General features: G+C 41.6%; 16 protein-coding genes. 3 read left to right on the top strand and 13 right to left on the bottom strand.

Annotated features, from left to right (window positions below; all coding sequences use genetic code 11):
* Positions 1–83: 83 nt before the first annotated feature.
* The 4 genes from H6G79_RS33200 to H6G79_RS33215 all read right to left on the bottom strand — a co-directional run bounded on the left by H6G79_RS33200 (position 84) and on the right by H6G79_RS33215 (position 5,500).
* Positions 84–551, bottom strand: a complete 468-nt coding sequence (locus H6G79_RS33200) for a POTRA domain-containing protein (protein ID WP_191049405.1) — start codon at positions 549–551, stop codon at positions 84–86.
* An 804-nt stretch (positions 552–1,355) separates the two neighbouring features.
* Positions 1,356–2,003, bottom strand: a complete 648-nt coding sequence (locus tag H6G79_RS33205) for a tetratricopeptide repeat protein (RefSeq protein ID WP_190871956.1) — start codon at positions 2,001–2,003, stop codon at positions 1,356–1,358.
* Between the two features lie 598 nt (positions 2,004–2,601).
* On the bottom strand, positions 2,602–4,728 hold the full coding sequence (locus H6G79_RS33210; RefSeq protein ID WP_190593680.1) for a CHASE2 domain-containing protein: 2,127 nt from the start codon (positions 4,726–4,728) through the stop codon (positions 2,602–2,604).
* Positions 4,729–4,930: 202 nt separating this feature from the next.
* Complete coding sequence (locus H6G79_RS33215; protein WP_190593682.1) at positions 4,931–5,500, bottom strand: superoxide dismutase family protein; 570 nt, start codon at positions 5,498–5,500, stop codon at positions 4,931–4,933.
* A 249-nt stretch (positions 5,501–5,749) separates the two neighbouring features.
* Between H6G79_RS33215 and H6G79_RS33220 the strand changes: the two genes are divergently transcribed.
* Positions 5,750–6,709 carry a pentapeptide repeat-containing protein gene (locus tag H6G79_RS33220; protein WP_190593684.1) on the top strand — a complete coding sequence of 320 codons (960 nt, stop codon included), beginning with the start codon at positions 5,750–5,752 and terminating at the stop codon, positions 6,707–6,709.
* A 45-nt stretch (positions 6,710–6,754) separates the two neighbouring features.
* Here H6G79_RS33220 and H6G79_RS33225 read toward each other — a convergent pair whose 3' ends face one another.
* The 3 genes from H6G79_RS33225 to H6G79_RS33235 all read right to left on the bottom strand — a co-directional run bounded on the left by H6G79_RS33225 (position 6,755) and on the right by H6G79_RS33235 (position 13,269).
* Positions 6,755–8,503, bottom strand: coding sequence for an FAD-binding oxidoreductase (locus H6G79_RS33225; RefSeq protein ID WP_190593686.1), 1,749 nt, complete (start codon positions 8,501–8,503; stop codon positions 6,755–6,757).
* Between the two features lie 170 nt (positions 8,504–8,673).
* Entirely contained in the window at positions 8,674–11,982 is a 3,309-nt protein-coding gene (locus H6G79_RS33230; RefSeq protein ID WP_190593688.1) for an FHA domain-containing protein, read from the bottom strand.
* A 387-nt stretch (positions 11,983–12,369) separates the two neighbouring features.
* Positions 12,370–13,269 carry a DUF928 domain-containing protein gene (locus H6G79_RS33235; RefSeq protein WP_206757515.1) on the bottom strand — a complete coding sequence of 300 codons (900 nt, stop codon included), beginning with the start codon at positions 13,267–13,269 and terminating at the stop codon, positions 12,370–12,372.
* Between the two features lie 1,177 nt (positions 13,270–14,446).
* Here H6G79_RS33235 and H6G79_RS33240 point away from each other — a divergent pair.
* Complete coding sequence (locus H6G79_RS33240; RefSeq protein WP_190593692.1) at positions 14,447–16,018, top strand: metallophosphoesterase; 1,572 nt, start codon at positions 14,447–14,449, stop codon at positions 16,016–16,018.
* A 13-nt stretch (positions 16,019–16,031) separates the two neighbouring features.
* On the opposite strand, the gene H6G79_RS33245 is transcribed toward H6G79_RS33240, so the two are convergent.
* The 6 genes from H6G79_RS33245 to H6G79_RS33270 form a co-directional block, all read right to left on the bottom strand.
* Positions 16,032–16,655 (bottom strand): Uma2 family endonuclease, encoded by a 624-nt coding sequence (locus H6G79_RS33245; RefSeq protein WP_190593694.1) that lies wholly within the window; start codon positions 16,653–16,655, stop codon positions 16,032–16,034.
* A gap of 10 nt (positions 16,656–16,665) precedes the next feature.
* On the bottom strand, positions 16,666–16,890 hold the full coding sequence (locus H6G79_RS33250) for a hypothetical protein (RefSeq protein WP_190593723.1): 225 nt from the start codon (positions 16,888–16,890) through the stop codon (positions 16,666–16,668).
* Positions 16,887–17,216 carry a DUF433 domain-containing protein gene (locus tag H6G79_RS33255; protein WP_190593696.1) on the bottom strand — a complete coding sequence of 110 codons (330 nt, stop codon included), beginning with the start codon at positions 17,214–17,216 and terminating at the stop codon, positions 16,887–16,889. Before H6G79_RS33255 ends, H6G79_RS33250 begins: the two co-directional genes overlap by 4 nt.
* A gap of 63 nt (positions 17,217–17,279) precedes the next feature.
* Entirely contained in the window at positions 17,280–17,723 is a 444-nt protein-coding gene (locus H6G79_RS33260) for a hypothetical protein (RefSeq protein ID WP_190593698.1), read from the bottom strand.
* On the bottom strand, positions 17,720–18,454 hold the full coding sequence (locus tag H6G79_RS33265; RefSeq protein WP_190593700.1) for a hypothetical protein: 735 nt from the start codon (positions 18,452–18,454) through the stop codon (positions 17,720–17,722). Before H6G79_RS33265 ends, H6G79_RS33260 begins: the two co-directional genes overlap by 4 nt.
* A 139-nt stretch (positions 18,455–18,593) precedes the next feature.
* On the bottom strand, positions 18,594–18,818 hold the full coding sequence (locus tag H6G79_RS33270) for an outer membrane protein transport protein (protein ID WP_190593702.1): 225 nt from the start codon (positions 18,816–18,818) through the stop codon (positions 18,594–18,596).
* A gap of 539 nt (positions 18,819–19,357) precedes the next feature.
* On the opposite strand from H6G79_RS33270, the gene acsF reads away from it, so the two are divergent.
* Positions 19,358–20,434, top strand: coding sequence for a magnesium-protoporphyrin IX monomethyl ester (oxidative) cyclase (gene acsF / locus H6G79_RS33275; RefSeq protein ID WP_190593704.1), 1,077 nt, complete (start codon positions 19,358–19,360; stop codon positions 20,432–20,434).
* The last annotated feature ends 94 nt before the right edge of the window (positions 20,435–20,528 follow it).

Genomic DNA, 20,528 nt, shown 5'->3' on the forward strand with positions numbered 1-20,528 from the left:
GGTCAAAAATTTTGAAAGAACTTTGGAGAATGCGACGACTAAAATTCATCTCTGTTTTGTCAGACTTATGCTCAAACGGTTAGCTACTTCATAGATCCCAAATGGGTTCTATAGAGTTTTGTAATCGCATCACTGGCTCTGAGCAATTCCGCAAAGGTGATGGGTTTACCAGTAAATTTTTGCGTGGCTTCTGCCAATTCTGCACTGCTAAATACAGTACTACCAATTACCTCAAAGCGATCGACGCGAATTGTCTCTTGTCTACCACTGGGGATTGTTTCTTGTGGTGGAGTAGTTTCGTTGGGCGTGCGGAATAAATCTGCTGGCGGTGGTAATTTGGGAGTCTCTGGTGGAGTTGGTTGTGGTAGTTGTGGTCTTGGTAAATTTTCTGCTGGTGGCAGATTTGATCTGGCTTGAGCTACTAGATAAATACTTCCCGTCTGCGCCTGCACAAGACTAGGAGATAAATTGCCAAGAAACAACGATAGGAAGATCAGGCAATTGCGCGATCGCCTATAATCTTTCAGACTCAAAAAATATTCAACGGACATGGTAGGTAGATGTTGATAGGATATGTTATGTGTTTCCGTGGAAGCATCGGCTGTGTGACTTTGCCTTTGTTAATGTCCGGCTAGTAGCAGTCATCTCCACAATTGCGCCATATCAATATCTATCTTGGAGAGATATTTAAGTTTTTCACTGTTTTTCGCTAACTAATAAACACCCAAAAATTATTCCAGATGAATTTATCTACTGATTTTACCAGTATATTTGCGTAGGTAATCTTTCTATTTTATTAATTTTCCTGATGCGCCAATAGATTACTCATCTTGAAAAATCAGACTAAGTTAGTTAAAGTTTCAGAGTAAAAAATCTGCGCCCAAAACATTTTGGGTATTCTATAATACTAAAAACTCGGTGAATTATTCTGCGTTGTCATTGGAAAAAACCCACTTTTCGTCAAGCTCTGTAACAGCCTGTGCGGGTTCTCAGGAACTTCCAACTAAAAAATCCCATCATCAGGAGTATTAGCAATACGGTTCGGATAAGAAACTTACTTGTGTAGGCAAGCAAGGGTGCAGGGGTGAAAGGGGTGAAAGAGGGAAGGAAGGTACGCTCTCCCCTGCACCTGAAGCTCCTCCGCCCCCCTGCTCACCTTTCTCTGCATCTTAATGCTAAGTCTTTCCGCGAGCCAGACATTACTCAGTAATTTACACTAGAATTGTTGGAAATTTATAACCACAAAAAAACAGTATTTATACTATGCTTCAGTAGTAACAATTTAAGAATATTAATAAATAATAAGATTTTACTTACCGAGCGATCGCACTTTTATTCAGCAATTCTCAATATAATTATTCGCGGAAGTTGGCAGCATTCTGAAACGAGTGATACATCGTATTTTCAGGAGCGAGGCGCAGCGCCATATTATAGTCTTCCATCGCTTTTTTCTGCTCGCCTAGGTCATTATAAGTCTGACTACGCCAAAGATAGAACAAAGCATTTTGGGGATGAATCCCAATGGCTTTACTGTAGTCATCAATCGCCCCTTGTTTATCTCCCAGGTTCTTACGCCGGAAATTTGCCCTTTCACCATACAAATAAGCATTCTGGGGATTTACACCAATTGCCCGATTAAATTCTTCAATTGCTCTTTGGCTATCCCCTTGTTTGAAATAACTATAAGCTTGTTTAATATATGCAGTAATATCTGTAGTTTCTGTAATATTTTGTATTTCCGTTCTGTCTTGGGAAATAGAGTTTTCTGTGGATGCAGAATTTATTTTCTGAAAAGACAGTTTACTTAAAACAGACTTTTTATTTCTCAGCGCCAGCCAGCCAAATACTCCACCACCTGCAATTACCAGCATCACAGATAATTGCTGTCCAATGCGATTTTGATTGGGGCTAGAACTCAGTTCAGATAGTTGACTTAGACTGCTAGTGTAATTTTGTTCAGCCATTGCAGGTTTAATTTTACCTAAAGGCGTGAACCATGTCATTGTCATTAGTGCTGTAGCCGTGAGGAATCTGTGCTTCATAAATTAGCTCGATTTGACTTAAGGAGGGTGTACAGCCAAACTTTGATGCAAGTCATTAACTAAATAAGAATTGATTGACCTTGCTGTAAACATTGTCAGCTAGATGAATTTTGTGATCTTATCCAGAGTTGAAAATTAGGAACTGTGATTGCTTCTAATTCTCCCAAAGTTATTTGTTCTTGACTTCTGTGTTAGTACTTACCGGGTATAGTAGCAATCATCATCGATAAAAGTATCTATTTTCCAGCAGATATCAGATGTTTGAATACAATCATACTTTAGGTAGTACAGTCATATCTATGGCCGAATTTTACATGATTAAGGATATATATAATACAGTAGATAACTTTGGGGATCACCCTTTACATAATTAAGAAAAAATTTTAGGCTCCCAGTGGGAGCCTATTCATAAAGTAAGTATTAAGTAGATAGTCAGTGTGGTAAAAAGATTTTTTGATAAATAGCAAATATCAAATAAAGTAATTTTCATTTATATGAAGCACAAGACAAGTTTTACAACCAAATATAAAATTGCTTCATACTACTTCCACATCCAACTCTAGAGCTTATCCAAATCCTCAAGAACTTCTTTAGCAGTTTGATATCTTCTGAGATAATCAAAATAAGTCATCTTGTCTAATATCGCCGCCAACCCATCAGAGACTTGTGCTTTATCGCGCCAAGTTAGTGCTGTTGTTTGGGGGTCACGTTCAATTTCTTTCGTAACTTTTCCAGTTAAAGCTTGAATTCCAATCATACCCAAGGCATGAATATCACTGTTTAATCTGGGCTGACCCATGAGTTGTTCAGGGGAGGCATAACCCAAAGTACCTACAGCCACTGTTAAGCTTTCTTCTTCTTGCTGTGGTTGAATTTGTTTAACTGCGCCAAAGTCAATCAATACTATCCTGTTGTCTGTTTCCCGGCGCATCAAATTGCTCGGTTTAATATCTCGGTGGATGACATTATGATCATGGACAAATACTAGTACCTTTAACACATCCCTTAAGATTTTAATGACCTCAGCTTCCTCAACACGCTTACCAACAACCAATTCATCTTGTAAGCAATGTCCTTTGACATATTCCTGTACAAGATAAAATTGTTGATTTTCTTCAAAATAAGCCAATAGTTGGGGAATACGCTTGTGTTGACCTAAAATCTCTAGAATTTCCGCCTCTGCTTTAAATAAACGTCTAGCAACTTCTAAAAACCTGGGGTCTTTCTGAGCAGGTTGTAAATGCTTGACAACACATTTTGGCGAACCAGGGCGTTTAGTATCATCTGCTAAGTAAGTATAGCCAAAACCCCCTGAACCCAGTACACTGCTTACTTTGTAACGGTGGTTCAGCAATTGATCCCTTTGGGGCTGGCTATCAACTGGTGAACTAGCTTCGTTGCCAGTATTACTACCTTCTCTTAATAAGGATTTTAAGAGGTCTATAGTTTTTTCTTGTTCTTGAATTTGATGGGCAATTTTATCTCGCTGTAGTTTTTCATAATATGCAGTGTACACAACTACACTGCCAGCAGCAGCGATTAATCCCAAGACAGGCTGTGCTATTGGTACCCATCCAGCTTGAGTAAAGATGATAAAGCCACCACCTACCAAGCCAACCACAGCACCGCCACCAGATAAGCCCAGAAGCATGGGATGTTTAATTTTCCATCCAATTAATGAACCGATGACAGTCCAGCCCCACAGCCAAATGACCTCTCCCCATTCCGGGAAGTACCAAAATATGCGTCTTTGGTCAAGAACTGCACTGAGAATTTCACTCACAATATGAGCATGAATCACAATTCCGGGCATCTTGCCCGTGTTGTCTTGTCTACCAGTAGCATAAGGAGTATTACGGATATCCTGTTTACTGGGTGCTGTGGCTCCAATTAAGACGATTTTGCCCTTGACCCAATCAGGATTAACTTTATTGTTGAGTACGTCTATAAAACTAACTGTGCGGGCAATATTATGAAAGGCACGGTAGTTGAGCAAGATTTGAAAACCACCATTATCTGCGGCTACATAACCGCCTGCATCTGGTAATAGACGATGAAACAGGGTTTTTCCCAGCTTTAATTGTAAGCCTTCACCTGTTTGGGTAATTTCTGGTTGGATTTTGGCTGTGTCGGTGAGATATTTTAGTGCGGCTAATACTGCTAGAGACTGTTGGCTTTGACAAGGCGCTTTTGGGTCTGGACTGACAAATAGCAGGGCGCGGCGAATAACTGCATCAGGGTCTTCTGGCAAATCGGCAAACCCGACATTATTAGCATCTAGGCCTGGTGGCGGTGGTGTTGTGGTGCTACAAATCGGAATAATTTTATTGCTTGTTTGCAGGCGGTTAATTAGTTGGGTATGACCAGGGTTGAGCGGTACATCTCGAAAGAAGTCTAAAGCAATAACACTGGCTTGGTTACTTTCTAATTTGCCTAACAACCTGTCTAGTTCTTCATCTGTGGGGGTGCCATGCTTGAGTTGTTGGATATCTTCTTCTGTAAATCCCACAATCAACAGGCGGGGGTCAGGGGGTAAATCTGCACGCCTTTGCATCATTTGGTCAAACACCTTGAGTTCAAAGTATTCTAACAATCTGAGCCTTTGAACCCCAACCAAAACTAGTGTAACTAGGACGCTAGTAACGATGACTGGCTGTGTGAATAATTTTTTCGCCCCTGCAAACATAGTCTTAGGAAAGTTGGATTTTTATGGTATGTCAACTACGTTACAGTAAACAACTTTGGCGTGAGTGTAAACATACACATTTAAAAGTAATTGTAGGTTGATAACTTCAAGTTGCGATATTCTGTATCAGAACTGGAACAAAAATCATTAAATCTCTAGAAGTAGGGAAAATCATCTTTGATTCTCCCTACCGTAATTTACATTAACTTGCCTTGGCGATCGCACCACAAGCTAAACGACCACCACCAGCTTCATCGGCTGTACCACCAGATTTCTTTTGATCCTGGAGCTTATGGATAATAACTGCACTACCATCACCATCAAATAAGCTGATCGGACTATCGCCAAGAGTGACACTGCTAATAAATGCTTCTAAACGACCTTGACCCAAGGGATTAATTTTAATATTGGGTAAATCACCTAAATGATAAGGATGGTTTTTTTCCACCGGAGTGGGTGAACCAAAGGGGCCAGGGTCGAAGTGTCCACCAGCAGAACTAAAAGGCTTTTCTGTACCTGCTTCACAAGCGCCTTTTTCATGAATATGAACACCATGTAATCCTGGAGTCAAGATTTTGGGATCACCTTTAATTTCCACAGCCACCCAAACAGACTGAAGCTCGGTATTTTGTACAGCTTTCAGCGTCCCTGTAATCCCAGGGCCACTAATTTGGGCTTGAGCTTTTAGCGGTACCCCAGCACCATTGGAAGGAGAAGCGCAAGCTGTTAGTAGTACTAGACAAGCAATAACAATGTAAGAGATAAATTTCATAATTCAAATTCTCAAAACTCAATCAACACTGGTTTTGTTATTCACAGGACTTACGTACAAAGATTGTCTATGAAGATTGGGTGTAAGGGTGTGTGGCTTAAGGATTTTAGATACATACACACGCCACTTGGCTCAAGTCGGGAAACCCGCCCACGCCAGTGGCTCCCCTACACCCTCGCCAAAACCCTTGATTTTTCGTCTTTATGCGTAAGTCCTAATTCAATATCTTGACCACAAGAGGAAGTAAAAATGCGTGAACGTTTACGTAAATGGATACAAGACTTTCAAGAGTGGATTATTTTTGCTGCGATATTTGTGTTGTCAATAGTGGTGATTCGGTTTGTTGAAGATAAGCCTCCATTTAAAAGTATTGTGGAATTATTGATGAGTTCTAAGTTTATTAGTACTCTGCAAGACTTGAGTATTTTAGCGGTGGTGATTCTTTATTTCCGAGAAACTCCTTCTCGAAAAAAGCAAGAACATTACGAAGCATGGCGCGTAATTAACTCAGCTTATGGACAACGAGCAAGTGGGGGTAGAATTCAAGCCTTACAAGACTTGAAAAATGATGGTATTAGCTTGGCTGGACTAACTGCGGAGAAAGCCTATTTAGCTGGCATTAATTTAAAGGGTGCAGATTTACGAGACGCGAATCTCGAAGGTAGTAACCTAAAAAATGCTTGTTTGCAAGAAATTGATTTACGCAATGCCAATCTGCAAGGTGCTGATTTAAGATATGCCAATCTTGAGGGAGCAAATTTAAGAAATGCCAATCTTCAAGGACAAAGTACTAACCTCAGCTATACAAATTTTCAGAATGCTTACTTAAGTCATGCCAATTTTCAATTAGCCTACCTCTGGAGTGCCAATCTGCAAGGTGCTGATTTAAGTTATGCCAATCTGCAAGAAGCTGATTTAAGTTATGCCAATCTGCAAGGTGCTAATCTCAAATATGCTAATTTTCAAGGTGCTGACCTCAGCCCGACTAATCTTGACCAAGCCAATTTTCAAGGGGCTGATTTGCAAAATGCTGATCTCAGAGATGCTCAAAACTTGAATCCAGAGCAAGTTAAATTAGCCAGAAATTGGGAACATGCCAGATATGATGAGGCTTTGCAAATGCAGCTAGGGTTAATTCCCGCTCACCAAAACTTTGAACTCATACAACCAGAAAACTCTGATCAAGACCATAATTTTTTTGATACCTAGCAGTTCCAACTCTCTGACGATTTTTAACGCTCCTAGATTAGCCAACTAAGCATCAATCACCACCTTCCCAACTGGATAAGCAACACAAGTTAAGACATAGCCTTCTTTAATTTCACTTTCTTCTAAGGCTTCGGGATCATAGCCTTCCATTTTGACAGTGCCTTCTAACTTCCGTTTTTTGCAAGTCCCACAAACCCCAGAACGGCAACTACTACGGATTTTTACGCCTTCTTGGTCAGCCATATCGAGGATTGTTTCTTCGCCATCACAAGCTACTTCTTTACCTGATTTAGAGAAAACTATCAGGGTTTGACTAGAAGAGGCTGGGGGGGGAGAAACAGGAGCAGATGCTGGGGTTGTGGCCACCCGCGCTCCGGCATCTTGGACTGGTGCTGATTCTGTCGAGATTTTGCCCAACATCTGCCGTAGTCCTAAATTACCCGCAGGCGTAGAAGCAACTTCTACTTTTGCTGGAGCAGGTGCTGGGGCTTTTTTGACTTTTTTCCGGGGTGGGCCGAAGCTTTCTTCGTAGTAGTTTTGCATCGGGAAGTCGATACTTTCTAGTAAGTCGTTGACCGATTCCATAAATGGGTTCGGGCCACATACATAAACTGTACGTTCTTTGTAGTCTGGCGCAATCAGTTTTAACATTGCCGCATCTAGTCTGCCGGTGAAACTCATCCAACTTTGACCAGGTTCACGGCGGGTAATGCTAATTGCGAGATTAAACTTAGGATGGTTGGCTCCTAACCAATCAAGTTCCTGGCGGTAAATGATATCTCTGGGGCTACGAGCGCAATGGAAAAAGACGATATCCACATCTGAGGCGGTGTCATACACCCAACGCGACATAGACATCATGGGTGTGATGCCACTACCAGCAGAAATGAGCAACAGTTTTGGTGAAGGGTTGGCAAAACAAGTAAATTTACCTGTTGGCCCATTGACTTTCAGGACGCTACCTGCTTTTACGTTGTCGTGCAACCAGTTGGAAACTAAACCACGGGGGACATCTGGCCCCGCATCTGCTGGTGCAGGCACACGTTTAACTGTGATTTCTAGGGTATGGGGACGAGAAGGTGTAGATGAGATGGAATAGGAACGTAATACCTGTTCGCCGTTAATTTCTAGGTCGAGGGTGATAAACTGACCTGGTTTATAGGTAAAGAGCATTGGTGGGTCAGCCACGAAGCGGAAGGTTTTAACATCGTGGGTTTCATCAATGACTTGGATACATTGGACGGTTAAATCACCTTTCATCCACCGCTCAATTTGGCTGGGTTCTAGCGTTGCTAGGGGCATATACTCTTGCGGGTCTTTGGTGGGAAGCGCAGGAGTGGGGAGGGGTTCTGGGGTTGGTGTGGGTGCGACTGGTGCGATCGCTATTTCTTGTTGTATTGCCTGACCATTGCTTGTAGTGACAACGTTAGTATTAACGTTAATATTTAAATCAATCATGGTCGGTTCATTGCTGGCTATTAGGCTGATTACCATCAAAAAGAACCGACCAATCTGCATCATATCTCCCGTTTTCAGAGGATAATCTTGATTGATTTGGATTTGGTCAGCATTCAACCGCGAACCAGCCCGACTGGCTAAATCGGTGTAATAATAACTACCATTTTTCAGAGAAATTTTGCCGTGCATCCGACTCACTTCGGCACTATCCAGCACTACATTACAGTTGGGATAGCGGCCAATTAGACACTCATGATTGAGCATGGTATCTAAGTTGAGGTCTAGTTCCTTGAGTTCGTTGGGTTTCTGGGGATCAATGATTCTGAGTTTAAGCATATTAATTACCTAATACGTCAACTTCTCTGTGTTTATACGCAGAAATTTCTGCCGAATTCTGAATTCTGCTTTGTCAGCATTACCTAAACTCAATAGAGGTAATGAGGCGTGCTACAAAACTAATGCCCATAGTTTGAACTGGGACGGTACTTACCATCCCAGTTCAAATCTTAGAGTTGCGTTATTGAACAAGCTTGTCCCATACTTGCTTGCAGACGATTACTCAAAAGCTCCAAGATATTTCTGGCTAGTAACGTGTCTTGTGCCAGCACTGCCTCAAAATTCTCGGCATTGATTCTGAGTGTCTTGGTTCTAGTACCAGATGCAACGATGGTTGACGCATAATTGGTGTGGTTTAATACTTCCAATTCACCAATTGTTTGTCCAGGTGAAATCATCCCTGACATATCTTGATTGCCCATACTTTGGCTGACTCTCGCCTCACCATCAATTAAAACAATCAAGTCATGGGCAGGTGTACCCATCCGGCAAATTTCTTCTTCGGGGCGATAGACGCGCACATGGCTATTTTTCGCCAAATCAATTAAGACGTTGGCTTTTAAACCAGAGAAGAAACTACTCTTATACAGCCACAACAGTTTTTCTAAGGTACCTAAAGCATCCGCAATGGTGTCTCCTTGTTGGGCTTGCATTTCCCACTGCACCAGAATCACGATGTCGTCACCACTACTGAAGCGGACAACATCACCTTGTTGGAGTTGTGTTTGCTGGTCAAAGATTTGTGTCTTACCAATCCGCAGACCATTGCTACTACCCAAGTCTTTCACACTCACGCCTTTTTCATCTACATAGAAGATGGCGTGTTGGCGAGAAACGCGGTTATCGGAAATGATAATGTCGTTGCCAACTTCCCGTCCGACGCGCACTGTAGACTGTTGAAATACTCGTCTTTCCACACGTCCCATGATTTTGATTTGAGCAATCATGGTCGGGACGGTGGTTTTGCCGTGGGGTTGTCCTTGACCCAGAATCCTTTCGGCTGTTTCAATCACTAAACTCTCTTTGATGGTCTTTGTATCTAACAGCTGACGGGCTTGTTGAAAACCCAGACTGGGGTCGATTTGATGTAGCGCATACAAACTGGCTGCTTGGACTAAGGGATCGATGTCTTGTAACAGTTGCATTAAGACATCAATAATCACATCAGAACGTAAAGCAGGTTCGGGGATTTGGGTAGGCGCGACGATGGAACTCCAAGTGGCGGTGGTGGGAGTAGCATTGCGAGTGGCATTATTGTTACCCGGAACGTCGATTTGGGTATCGGCGATGCCATTATTAAAGTCTGTTGTTAGGGGAACTGATTGGGTTACTAGGTCTTTGGCTTGACGTAAGGCAGAGATTACTCTCATACTCAGACGGGACATCCATCTGGACTGCTCTTCGTTAGACCGCAGAATTTCTCCGAGGATGTTGGCTGCTAGTACACCAATGGAACGAGCAATATCCAGGGCTTCGGGGGTATCTCCTAAAATTTCTAGGATGCTGAGTAACTGGGTAACAATCAGTTTTTGTTTTTCTTGGACTGCTTGGCGCAGCAAGAGGTAAACAGGTGCATGGGGATTGGAAACTAAGTTTTGCAGGGCTTGATAACGAACAGCTAGGTCTTGTAGTTGCGAGAGTAGCTGTTCTGCTGTCCGCAGCAGTGCGCCATCTTGGTTAAACATTTCTGCCAAGACTTGTTCTTGTTCGGCAGATGTGATGGCATATTCTTGGCGCAAGCTCATAATTTGCTTTTGTTTGCGCTCAAAGGCATCTGCTAAGGGTGTGCCTGTTTCTACGAGTTCTTGGATGACTATTTCGAGGGCGCGGCGATAGCTATCAATCCGTAGTTGGTTCTCCCGGCTGAGTTGTCTTTGGGGATCAAGGAGGGAGGGGTCTTCAACACCGAGTTCAGCGAGGACAGAGTAATGCTCTTCATCGCTGATGTTCAATTCTTTGCGGACATCTTTGAGAACTTCTAAGCTGTCGGCAGATTGGACGTTACCTTCTTGCAGGGATTCTTGCAATACACCTTTATAGACGCGCAGTCTGTCGGCTCGGTTAAAACCAGGCAGGACTTTGGCTAGAACATAGACTTCGTTGGGGAGGAGGTCTTGGAGCGATCGCCCTTCGAGGAATTTGCTCCAATCTACGGCGAGTTTGTTCAACTGGCGGCGCAAACTACTAGCCAAGCTCTCACGAGAATAGTTATCTCTGCTGCGGGCTAAACTTCTGTGTAACCACAAGCTGCTGACGAGGACGATGATGGCGTTGAGTACCAAAATCCCCCATTGGGGAAACAAGCTGATGTTGGGACGACCACCAAAGGAAAAGAAGACGTTAAAGGAGATAAATGTACACAATACAAAGCAGACGTGTAATATATCTTCTTCACTTACGTTTCTACCTTGGCGCTTGAGGAAGGCGCGATAAGCATTTTCTAGGGTTTGACAAATCAAGTAGCTGAGGGCAGCACAGATCCCAATGGTCAGAGGCGAAGCAATGATTTTGGGGATGGGAATAGCTTGACCAAAGATGTAAAAACCAGGGTTGAATAGGGTGCTTAATTGTCCTTCTTCATGTGTCCATGCGCCTGAGTAGTAGTAGTCCCAGTTGCCTGCATACAAGAAGTAGTAGAAGTAGAAGCCAAACATCAAGCCAAAATAGGTGTAGAACACTAATTTTTGGTCTGGTCTGGTAATGCCTTCCCAATAGGAGCGTTCGGAGTCAATATCTATACAAGGAGATTGACAGCTAACACAGGCACTTTTTTCGTTACCACTGGTATCTACTGACCGACACATGGATTGAGTGATACTTTGGGGCGGCTTGAGGTGAGCATCAGTACCTAATAAGCCTCTAGGGCCTGTATAAAACATCTGCACGGGAGCCATTGGGCAGAAGTATTGACACCAGCTTCTACCCTTGAATAAATAACCCACACCAATGGATGAGGTGATGGTGAATAGCAAAAACAGCGCCATTGCGGTGCGATCGCTATTCACAAACAAAATGCGGATGTTCAAGCCCAGGTAAAAGAGGAACATTTGCAGGTAGAGGTAATTCCTCCCTAACCAAGATTCCTTTTCTACTCCAGCTAGTTCATAACGCACGTTACCTGTGTCGGGATTGACAACTTTGCGCTTGCGTTGAATCCCCAAGGCGCGAGGAATTTGGGAGAAGAAATATAAAGGACAGATCCGCCGCCAGAGTTCATGTCCAAATAACACCAAAATCATGATCCCGATGGGCAGTACCATCGCCCAGAAGATCCGCGCTCCCATAGGATAGGGTTGTTCTGGTAAACACACACCTTGGACTGCGACGCAATCATCCGGATCGAGGTATCTCTCTGGGTGGAGATGAAAAGGACTGGCAGTATTACTGGGGTCAGTTAACCAAACTGAAAGGGGATCATAAAATAAAGAAAAGATTAATGTCAGCCAGCCGATCGCCAGCAGCCACCTGACAATGTGCATCTTTTTTTCTGAGACTTGACTAATCATTAGTTTGCAATTGCTATAAAGTTAGATTTTTACTCAGTAATAGTGGATAAAATTCCCTAGCCTAAGAAGTACAATTTCATAGAAAAACCTTCAGCTACTAATAGCTTGTATGCTCACATTGGCACACAACAAAATTAGCTGCCCAAGCAACTTGATATTTGATTGCTGGTAATTTGATTCACAGTGTAGTAATTATACAAATTGATGACAGTGCTGCTTGGTGAAGTTTATTTACTATGACGACTCCTAATATACGTACGTATGATGTTATAGGGTTTTGTGTGTCAGAAATTAAAAGTTTTCCTTAATCATTGTTTCACCACCGTAAAGTTTGTTGCTAGGGGTGATCAGTTAAGCTGACTAATTGATTGTGCAGCAAGGTACTAGAGGTTCTTGAGTAATTTCCTCTAAGCCTCCAGAACGTAACAAATCTTCCCAATCATTTTTAATTGTCAGGTCATCAGGACTAGATTTACGCAATTCACTCAGAATTGCTAAAGAATCTTCCCAAAATCCAGACAGGGCATACATGGCCGCTTGTTCTTCTGGTGTGACTTTCTTGATTTCCGATATCAGGGCAGCATCAGGAGTAATACGTTCAATTGAGCCAGAAACTACATAATCTTGCTGCCGATCGCTGCGATCGCAAATCACAGAGAAGTCCCAGTGATAAGTTTTACCAACTTTTAAACTCGGCACATCAGGTTTTTCAGGTAAACTCAGGCTGACAATACCAGCTTTGCCTGGTGTTGGCAAGGTTTGTTGATACACAACATTATCTTCTTCATCTGACAATACTAGTTCCATAACTGGTGCAGATGTTTGCGGTACATAAAATAAAAATGTCGGGTAAGCAGATGTAGTTCTTTGCATCACATCCAAGGTTGGTATCAGTGCTATTAAGCGTTTTTTCCCTGGAATACAAGCTTCGCCGCTTTCACTCAAACGTGTTCCACTACGGGTTCCTCCCTGAATTTGCCGCGATGGTTTGCCCAAGTTTCGGGGAATGTAGGTAACATAAGTTGGTCGCTTGCTGTTACCATTGCGGCGATCGCGGGCTATATAAATTTGGACATTATTCACTGCTGTGGTAGCGTAGCGATCGCCTGGTATTTCCTGGAGTGCTTGTTTAAAATAATTTAAAGCGGCTGAGTAATTGCGCTGACGAGTCGCACTGTAACCCAACTGCATATATTTGTTGTAGTTTGACGGAGCCTGAGCAATGTTATCAGGTGCGGCTACTACTTTATCGAAGCTCACAGGTAACAGAGAGCCAAGGATTAAGGTAACACAGACGCATCTTATCAGGAAAAACGGTTTCATAATCAATCCCTTCTCTTGGGCTTTACGGTATGTTCATACAACACAGATCAGTTGCATTTCGCATATTTATGCAAAATTTCATCTATTCTTGTTGACAATTTTCAGGGTGATCTGTGAAACTTCTAATTTGGTGCAATAAAGTAAGTCAGTATATCCTATTACGATTTCATCGGTAATTCACTACATTTGTGAAAGGTTAATATTATTTAGCTAGTTGTTATGGTTGGTTTTTACGTAAAACTACTATAATCTAGTTGAAACTTGCTTGTACATATTTTTATGCTCAAGATTAGTAACAAATATGTAAAGTCTTCATCCTAAATTTTTGTTAAGTTGACCGTTTAATTTATTTACATTTACTGCAATTAAAGATATCACCAGAGCAGAATTCTGTACTGAGGATTCAGCACTGAGAATGGCCATAATTTCGGTAAATATTCTGGAGATAAAACTGGAGATTAACTACTAGAGAGACTTCTAGGAGAATACAACAGCGCCAAAATTTTCAGTCTAATGAGAATAGATAGCAAGAAAATCGGTAACTAGATGGCACTTAGCTCCAAATTTACTTTGCCATTATCTCACCAATCAAGCAGCTAAAATCCAACTAAAAAGTATACTTTTTCCAATTAAAGGTAGGAATAAAAACGCTATCAAGCAGCTTCATCAATTCCCCAGATAAAACTTGTTTATTTATTGCATAAAATTCTTACAATCGGTTGCATATTCACGCAATGCTGTAATGCTTTTAGACACTTTTGGCTTTGACGCTTGTGGCTCATTTACCCCAAACAGACTGCTATGAATAGTTCCAGAAAAATTAGCATCTCGGTTTCATTCATAATCTTGAATTAACGCGATGTGCGACTTATTCTTGAAACCCCTCTCCAAACCTCTCACGCCAGTCGCTACAACGGAGGGAACCTCCGCAACGCGCTGGCTCCCCGAAGCGGAGAGAGGCTTTGAATCTTGCTCCCCTTCCCTGGTAGGGAAGGGGTTGGGGGTTAGGTTTGAGAGAAAGTCGCACACGGCGTGAATTATTCTGAATCACTGGCAACGATGAATTACTAAAACAAATCGCTACAATTGGGATGCGGTAGGAAAGTATGAAAGTATGAGATTGATTTCTGAGCCAGCAATTCCGGTAAAAATCCAAAAAATGAAGGAAAGGGTAAGGTGGCGACATAGCAGTATAATCCAGCGCGGCATCGATCAAACTAGTATGGTAATTGACGATGGCAAAGATGATACTCCCGACTTTTCATTTTTGGTGATTGGGGATAGTGGGACAAAATCTCATTACGGACACCACCCGCAACGAGAAGTGGCAGAATTAATGCTGGCTCATCAAGATGATTGCCGTTTTGTGCTGCATACCGGCGATGTGATTTATGTGGTGGGTTCCCATGAATATTACCCAGCCAACTTTATTGAACCTTATCGTGAGTTTTTAGTGGGTGGCGAGAACCCCAAGAATATTGCTTACGATCGCATGATTTTTAACCTACCGTTTTTACCAGTTCTCGGCAACCATGATTATTATGATGTACCTTTTGTGTATCGCTGGTTAACAGGTAGCACACTCAGACTAAGGCGAATGCTGCGCTACAAAGATTTTGAAATTGGTTGGCATGGTTCTAATCAAGGAGATGCCTATGCACGCGCTTTTCTGGATTATTTAGCGAGTTTTACAGATCCAGAAGAATTAAATCACCATTTAGACCAGTATTATACAGGCAAAACCGACACTGGTCGTTGTTTGCGTTACATACCAGGAGAGTTTACCCGTGTACCAAATCGTTATTACAGTTTTCGGTATGGTGGTATAGATTTTTTCGCCCTGGATTCTAATACTTTTAATATGCCATCGCCCTTACCGACAACTCAAGCGGGTGAAATTTATCGTCAGGAGTTGCAAAAACGCCGCCAGGAAATCGATAGAGAAGAAGAACAAATTTTGGCAATGAGCGATCGCCTAAATCCTGATAACCCAGCCGATGCGGAACAACTCGATGACCTCAGTGCCAAATTAGACCAAATTAACGAAGTCAAAATTGACATCGAAAAACAACTATCATCTCAGCAGTCAGCAACAATTGATTTTGAACAACTAGAATGGTTGCGTGACAGACTCATTGAATCTTGGCATACCTCAGAAGTTCGTGGTAGGATTCTCTTTTTTCACCATCCTCCCTACGTCACCGAAGCCACCAAATGGAGTCAAGCCCAAACTTTGGCGGTGCGTCACCGTCTGCGTTGGGTATTAGAACAAGTCAAAGAAAATCTGGGTTCCTTAGTACAAAACCGTCCCATAGTGGATTTAATATTTAACGGTCACGCCCACTGTTTAGAATATCTCCGCACAGCCGATACCGGATATGCCGATTCTCATATTCCTTGTATTATCTCTGGTGGTAGTGGTCGCCGTCCCCGCCGCCAGCGCGTTGAAGGAACAGAATTGCTAGAGAACTTTAGCGGACTTCCTGGTAGTCCCACTCGCAAAGTCGCCGAGTCACTGCTTTATGTTGGTCGCTCTGGTTATGGTTCGCAAACACGCTTACCTTATTCTTGCGTGCGAGTTGATGTTAAAGATGGTTTTCCACCTAAATTTATTGTTCGACCTTTAGTTGCAGAACGGGTGGAACAAAAATGGTATCAGCATGAAATGGAACCATTGCTGTTGTAAATGCTGATTTTGATTAGTGACTCATAGCAAAAATCTGTTCAGCCGTTAGCGGAACGTGCGGAAACAATAACGAATCAATTTGTTGCTGTCCTCGAAATATCTTTGGGGGTAAATACTCTCCATCTTCTAGTTGATAGATTGTGATCGTCGGTTGCTTAGGCGAACCAATAAACCGAATCCCACCAAAAGCAGCATAGTCTATAATTATGTACTCCAAAACACCCAAGTCTTCATATTCAGCCAGTTTTGTGAGATAGTCGTCCTTCCAATTGTTGCTAACAACTTCAATGATTCCTGGTGGTGGAATATATGCAGCCGCAGAACTAGAACTAGTTTTCATCCGTTGCCATTCTTCCTTTGCAAAAATGACAATATCAGCTTTGCGGCTTTTTTCTTTTTCTCCTGATGCTGTCTTCAGCCGCACCTGTTTAGATTGTCGAGATACATAGGGGAGGTTATTTTCTTGGCAATGATTTTCTAAATAGGCGCATAGTTGTTGAATCAAATCTTCATGATTAGCATTTGGTTCAGATAACGGCACAGGAATTCCATCCCATAGCTCAAATTCTCTGCCTGAACCATCATCCCAGGCAAGAAACTCTGTAAAAGTCAGTGGTTGTGTGATGGCGACGTACATCGTTCTCGCTCTATTGCTGACGGGTGCTTGAGTCAATGCTACCAAGATATACAGCTTTGTCGAGATTACCAGAAGGAATTGAAATGATGAGTGCGATCGCTAATACTTCTGGATCTTTAACTCCTGCTAATCCAGCAGCAAAAGCTGTTTGAAAGTCAATTGTCGGTTCTCTTCGTAAAACCCCTGTGACGATTGCTTGGTTCAAATCAGCATCGGCTTGGTAGCGAATAATCACGGCTCTACCTGCTGTCTTACTACTTTAGCCGCTATGAGTTTGTTATACAAATCAGGATCACTGGCTTGAAGAGGTTGAGGCATAAAATCAAATGCTGCTTCTTCTGCTGCTAAGTAAGCATCGATTTCAGTGCGATTCGCTAGATAAAACGCGATCGCTCCATAAACTTGTTCAAGTGTTAACAACGGAAAAGACTGAACAATACTTTCAGGTGATAGCCCTTTTCGGAAGGCGTAAACAATTGAATCAAGAGAAATCCGAGTTCCTTCTACCCAATAAGCATCATTGTGATACTCTACATAAGATTTAGGTGCTAAGACTGGCATAATTTCGATTATGAATTAATTGTTTTTAATCATAAAGAATTTTTGTTTGAGAGATTAGCACATCTACAATAGTAATGTTCTCACATTAATATCAATTTCATAATACTCACCTTTTGAGTAGAATAAATCTACAGTATCTATTCTTAATACATGATAAACTAAGCTCTTAATTTGTAAAGCTAAAGTTGAGTGACCTGTTGGAACTAAATACACTTTTTTCCACTCTTTTTCAGATAGCTTTTGTCTGACCTTCAGAAGAATCTCCTCATACTGCTTAATTATAATCTCTCCGTTTTCAAATTTTAGGTTTCCATAACTAGCAATATAAAGTTCTCCATGAACAAACCTAGAGGGTATTTCGTGAAGACTTTGATTGGCAATAATTGTTAATGAGTAATCATCTGACTTGTTCTTATTTATTTCACGAGTCAAAGTCTCCTTAAGATGATCTAACCCAATCTCTTCTACATATATTTGAATTAGATCAGATAATTCATTTTTATTCACTTTAAACCACCTACACCTATATTCCGAATATCGTTTTTAAAGAAGTCAAATAGTGGAGTAGCTGCTCTAATTCTCATCGCGGGTACAATAGCATGACCCTTCGCATTGGTAAAAAACTTAATCCAAATACTAGACTCCGTGTATATAAACATATATCTCAGCACTCTATCATGTTCAATCAACTCTACATAATGGCTACCACTAAACTGAGTCTGAACAAGAGATTTCAGTTTAGTAATACTTGCATCTATATCAGAAAGTCCTGATGCACTATTCTTTAAATATTCTGATGCTGCTGTTGATACTCCTACATAGCAAATTACGGTTCTTCTTTTATTTTTGGTACGTTCTTTAATTAAATCAATATTGTCTTCAACAAAACGCGGTGAATAATGAATCCCTATCACTAATGTCTTGGCTTTAATCCATTCTTCTTCCTCTATTACTTCCCTTGAATTGATGACACAATCTATCAATCCATTTCGGTGAAGTCTATCATCACCTCGAATAGAGCGAAACAATTCATAAACTAATTCTCTGCGTGCAGTTTCATCAAAAACCCACTCTATTGTGCCAACAAAGAGGAATAAAGCACCAATGTTTGCTACTACTGCATCAATCTGAACTTTTAAGAAAGTGAATTGAAAACCATTTCCAATAAGAATTAGTAATAAACCAATAATAATTAGTTTTTGTTGAGCTACAACAGTAACGAGTTTATCAGGTTTCATTTTGATGTAATTGTATCGTTAATCTCAAAAAACAGACAGTCTTTGCTTGTAACTTAGTTAATGGAGAATATCAGATCAGTTAGTTTTGAGATAGCGATCGCCTGATAATTTCATTCATGCGATCGCTCTCAGTATAAGACTAAAACTGCCAATTCAGTTGTAATCCCACAACATCTACAGAGCTTTCAAATTCACCTCTAACTGTGCCAGTGGTAGTACTAGACTGATTGATGGGGCTGTCTTCTGCGAAAACATGGCTATAGGCTACATCAAGGCTGAAAGATTTAGAAGGACGGTAACTCGCACCCACACCTACCAAAGTGCGATCGCCTCCTGGTAATCTTGCTGTTTGCGATCGCTTCATAATAAAAGATTTTTAAGTACCAATACTTAGTATCCAGGAATTTGATACATCAATATTAATTAGTAATATTTGTAACAATACGATCTGATTCGTAAACTAAATGTTAAGCAGCTAATCCTCTAACTCTGAGACGAAGCAAAGAACTCTCAATCATGGCTTAACTGGCTTTGGAATGTACCACGAAGCCGACCAATGCACTTTCGACGGATTGAGAATCTGCGATGTCTTCGACGGGGCTACTCCTACCCAATGGTGGACGGCACATTTGTAGTTATTGGCGAACTGGGTCGTGCATCAGCCTGAATTTTTCATTGTCTTGCCTCAGACCTGGGTAAAAGCTTGAAGTATTGTTGCAACTCTTAACGTTTCACATACCAGTTTCTCTCTACACCTTGGTAGACTGAATTTTATACAAATTAATTATTGTCCTTTGCTGCGCCCAAGGAAAGTATTACCATTGACTTTCAGGTTAAGCAATCTAAACTGCGAAACCCGAAGGGCGTAATCAAGATAATAAAGACACTCGTGGCAATCAAGACATGGTAGATTCCCTCAAAAAACCAGGCTTTGAAGAAATACGGCCAGGGATTAAAGTCCCGGCAAAAGAAACCTTATTAACACCACGGTTTTATACTACCGATTTTGATGAGATGGCGCGGATGGACATCTCTGTAAACGAAGATGAGTTAATCGCCATCTTAGAAGAGTTCCGCGCTGACTATAACCGCCATCACTTCGTTCGGGATGCCGAGTTTGAACAATCCTGGGATCACATCGACGGGGAAACTCGCCAGTTGTTCATTGAATTTCTAGAGCGTTCTTGTACAGCAGAGTTTTCTGGCTTCTTGTTGTACAAAGAATTAGGCCGTCGCTTAAAAGATAAAAGCCCCGTCCTAGCAGAGTGTTTCAACCTGATGTCACGGGATGAAGCACGTCACGCTGGCTTTTTGAACAAAGCGATGTCAGACTTTAATTTGTCTCTTGACTTAGGGTTTTTGACAAAGAGCCGCAATTATACCTTCTTTAAACCAAAATTCATTTTCTACGCCACTTACCTTTCCGAAAAAATCGGTTATTGGCGTTATATCACCATTTACCGCCATCTAGAATCGCATCCCGAAGACAGAATTTATCCAATTTTCCGGTTCTTTGAAAACTGGTGTCAAGACGAAAACCGTCACGGTGATTTCTTTGATGCCATCATGAGAGCGCAGCCACAAATGCTGAACGACTGGAAAGCAAAACTGTGGAGTCGGTTTTTCTTGTTGTCTGTATTTGTGACAATGTATCTCAATGATTTACAGCGCAAAGACTTTTATGCTTCTATTGGTTTAGATGCACGGGACTATGATATCTACGTCATCAAGAAAACCAATGAAACCGCAGGTAGAGTCTTCCCGGTAATGTTGGATGTGGAAAATCCAGAGTTTTACGATCGCCTAGATTTATGTGTTCAGAATAACGAAAAATTGAGCGCGATCGCTAACTCCAAAACACCTAAATTCTTACAATTCTTCCAGAAGTTGCCATTATACGTCTCCAATGGTTGGCAGTTCTTGAAGTTGTACTTCATGAAGCCAATTGATGCCGCTTCGGCTCATGGTATGGCACGCTAAATTTACTGGATAATTTGATGGGCATGGTATTAGTTAATTAATACCATGCTTTTTTATGTTTCATGTTTAGGGTATTCCAAACAATAAATTATCC

The organism is Anabaena sp. FACHB-83, assembly GCF_014697485.1.
Lineage (GTDB): Bacteria > Cyanobacteriota > Cyanobacteriia > Cyanobacteriales > Nostocaceae > Nostoc_B.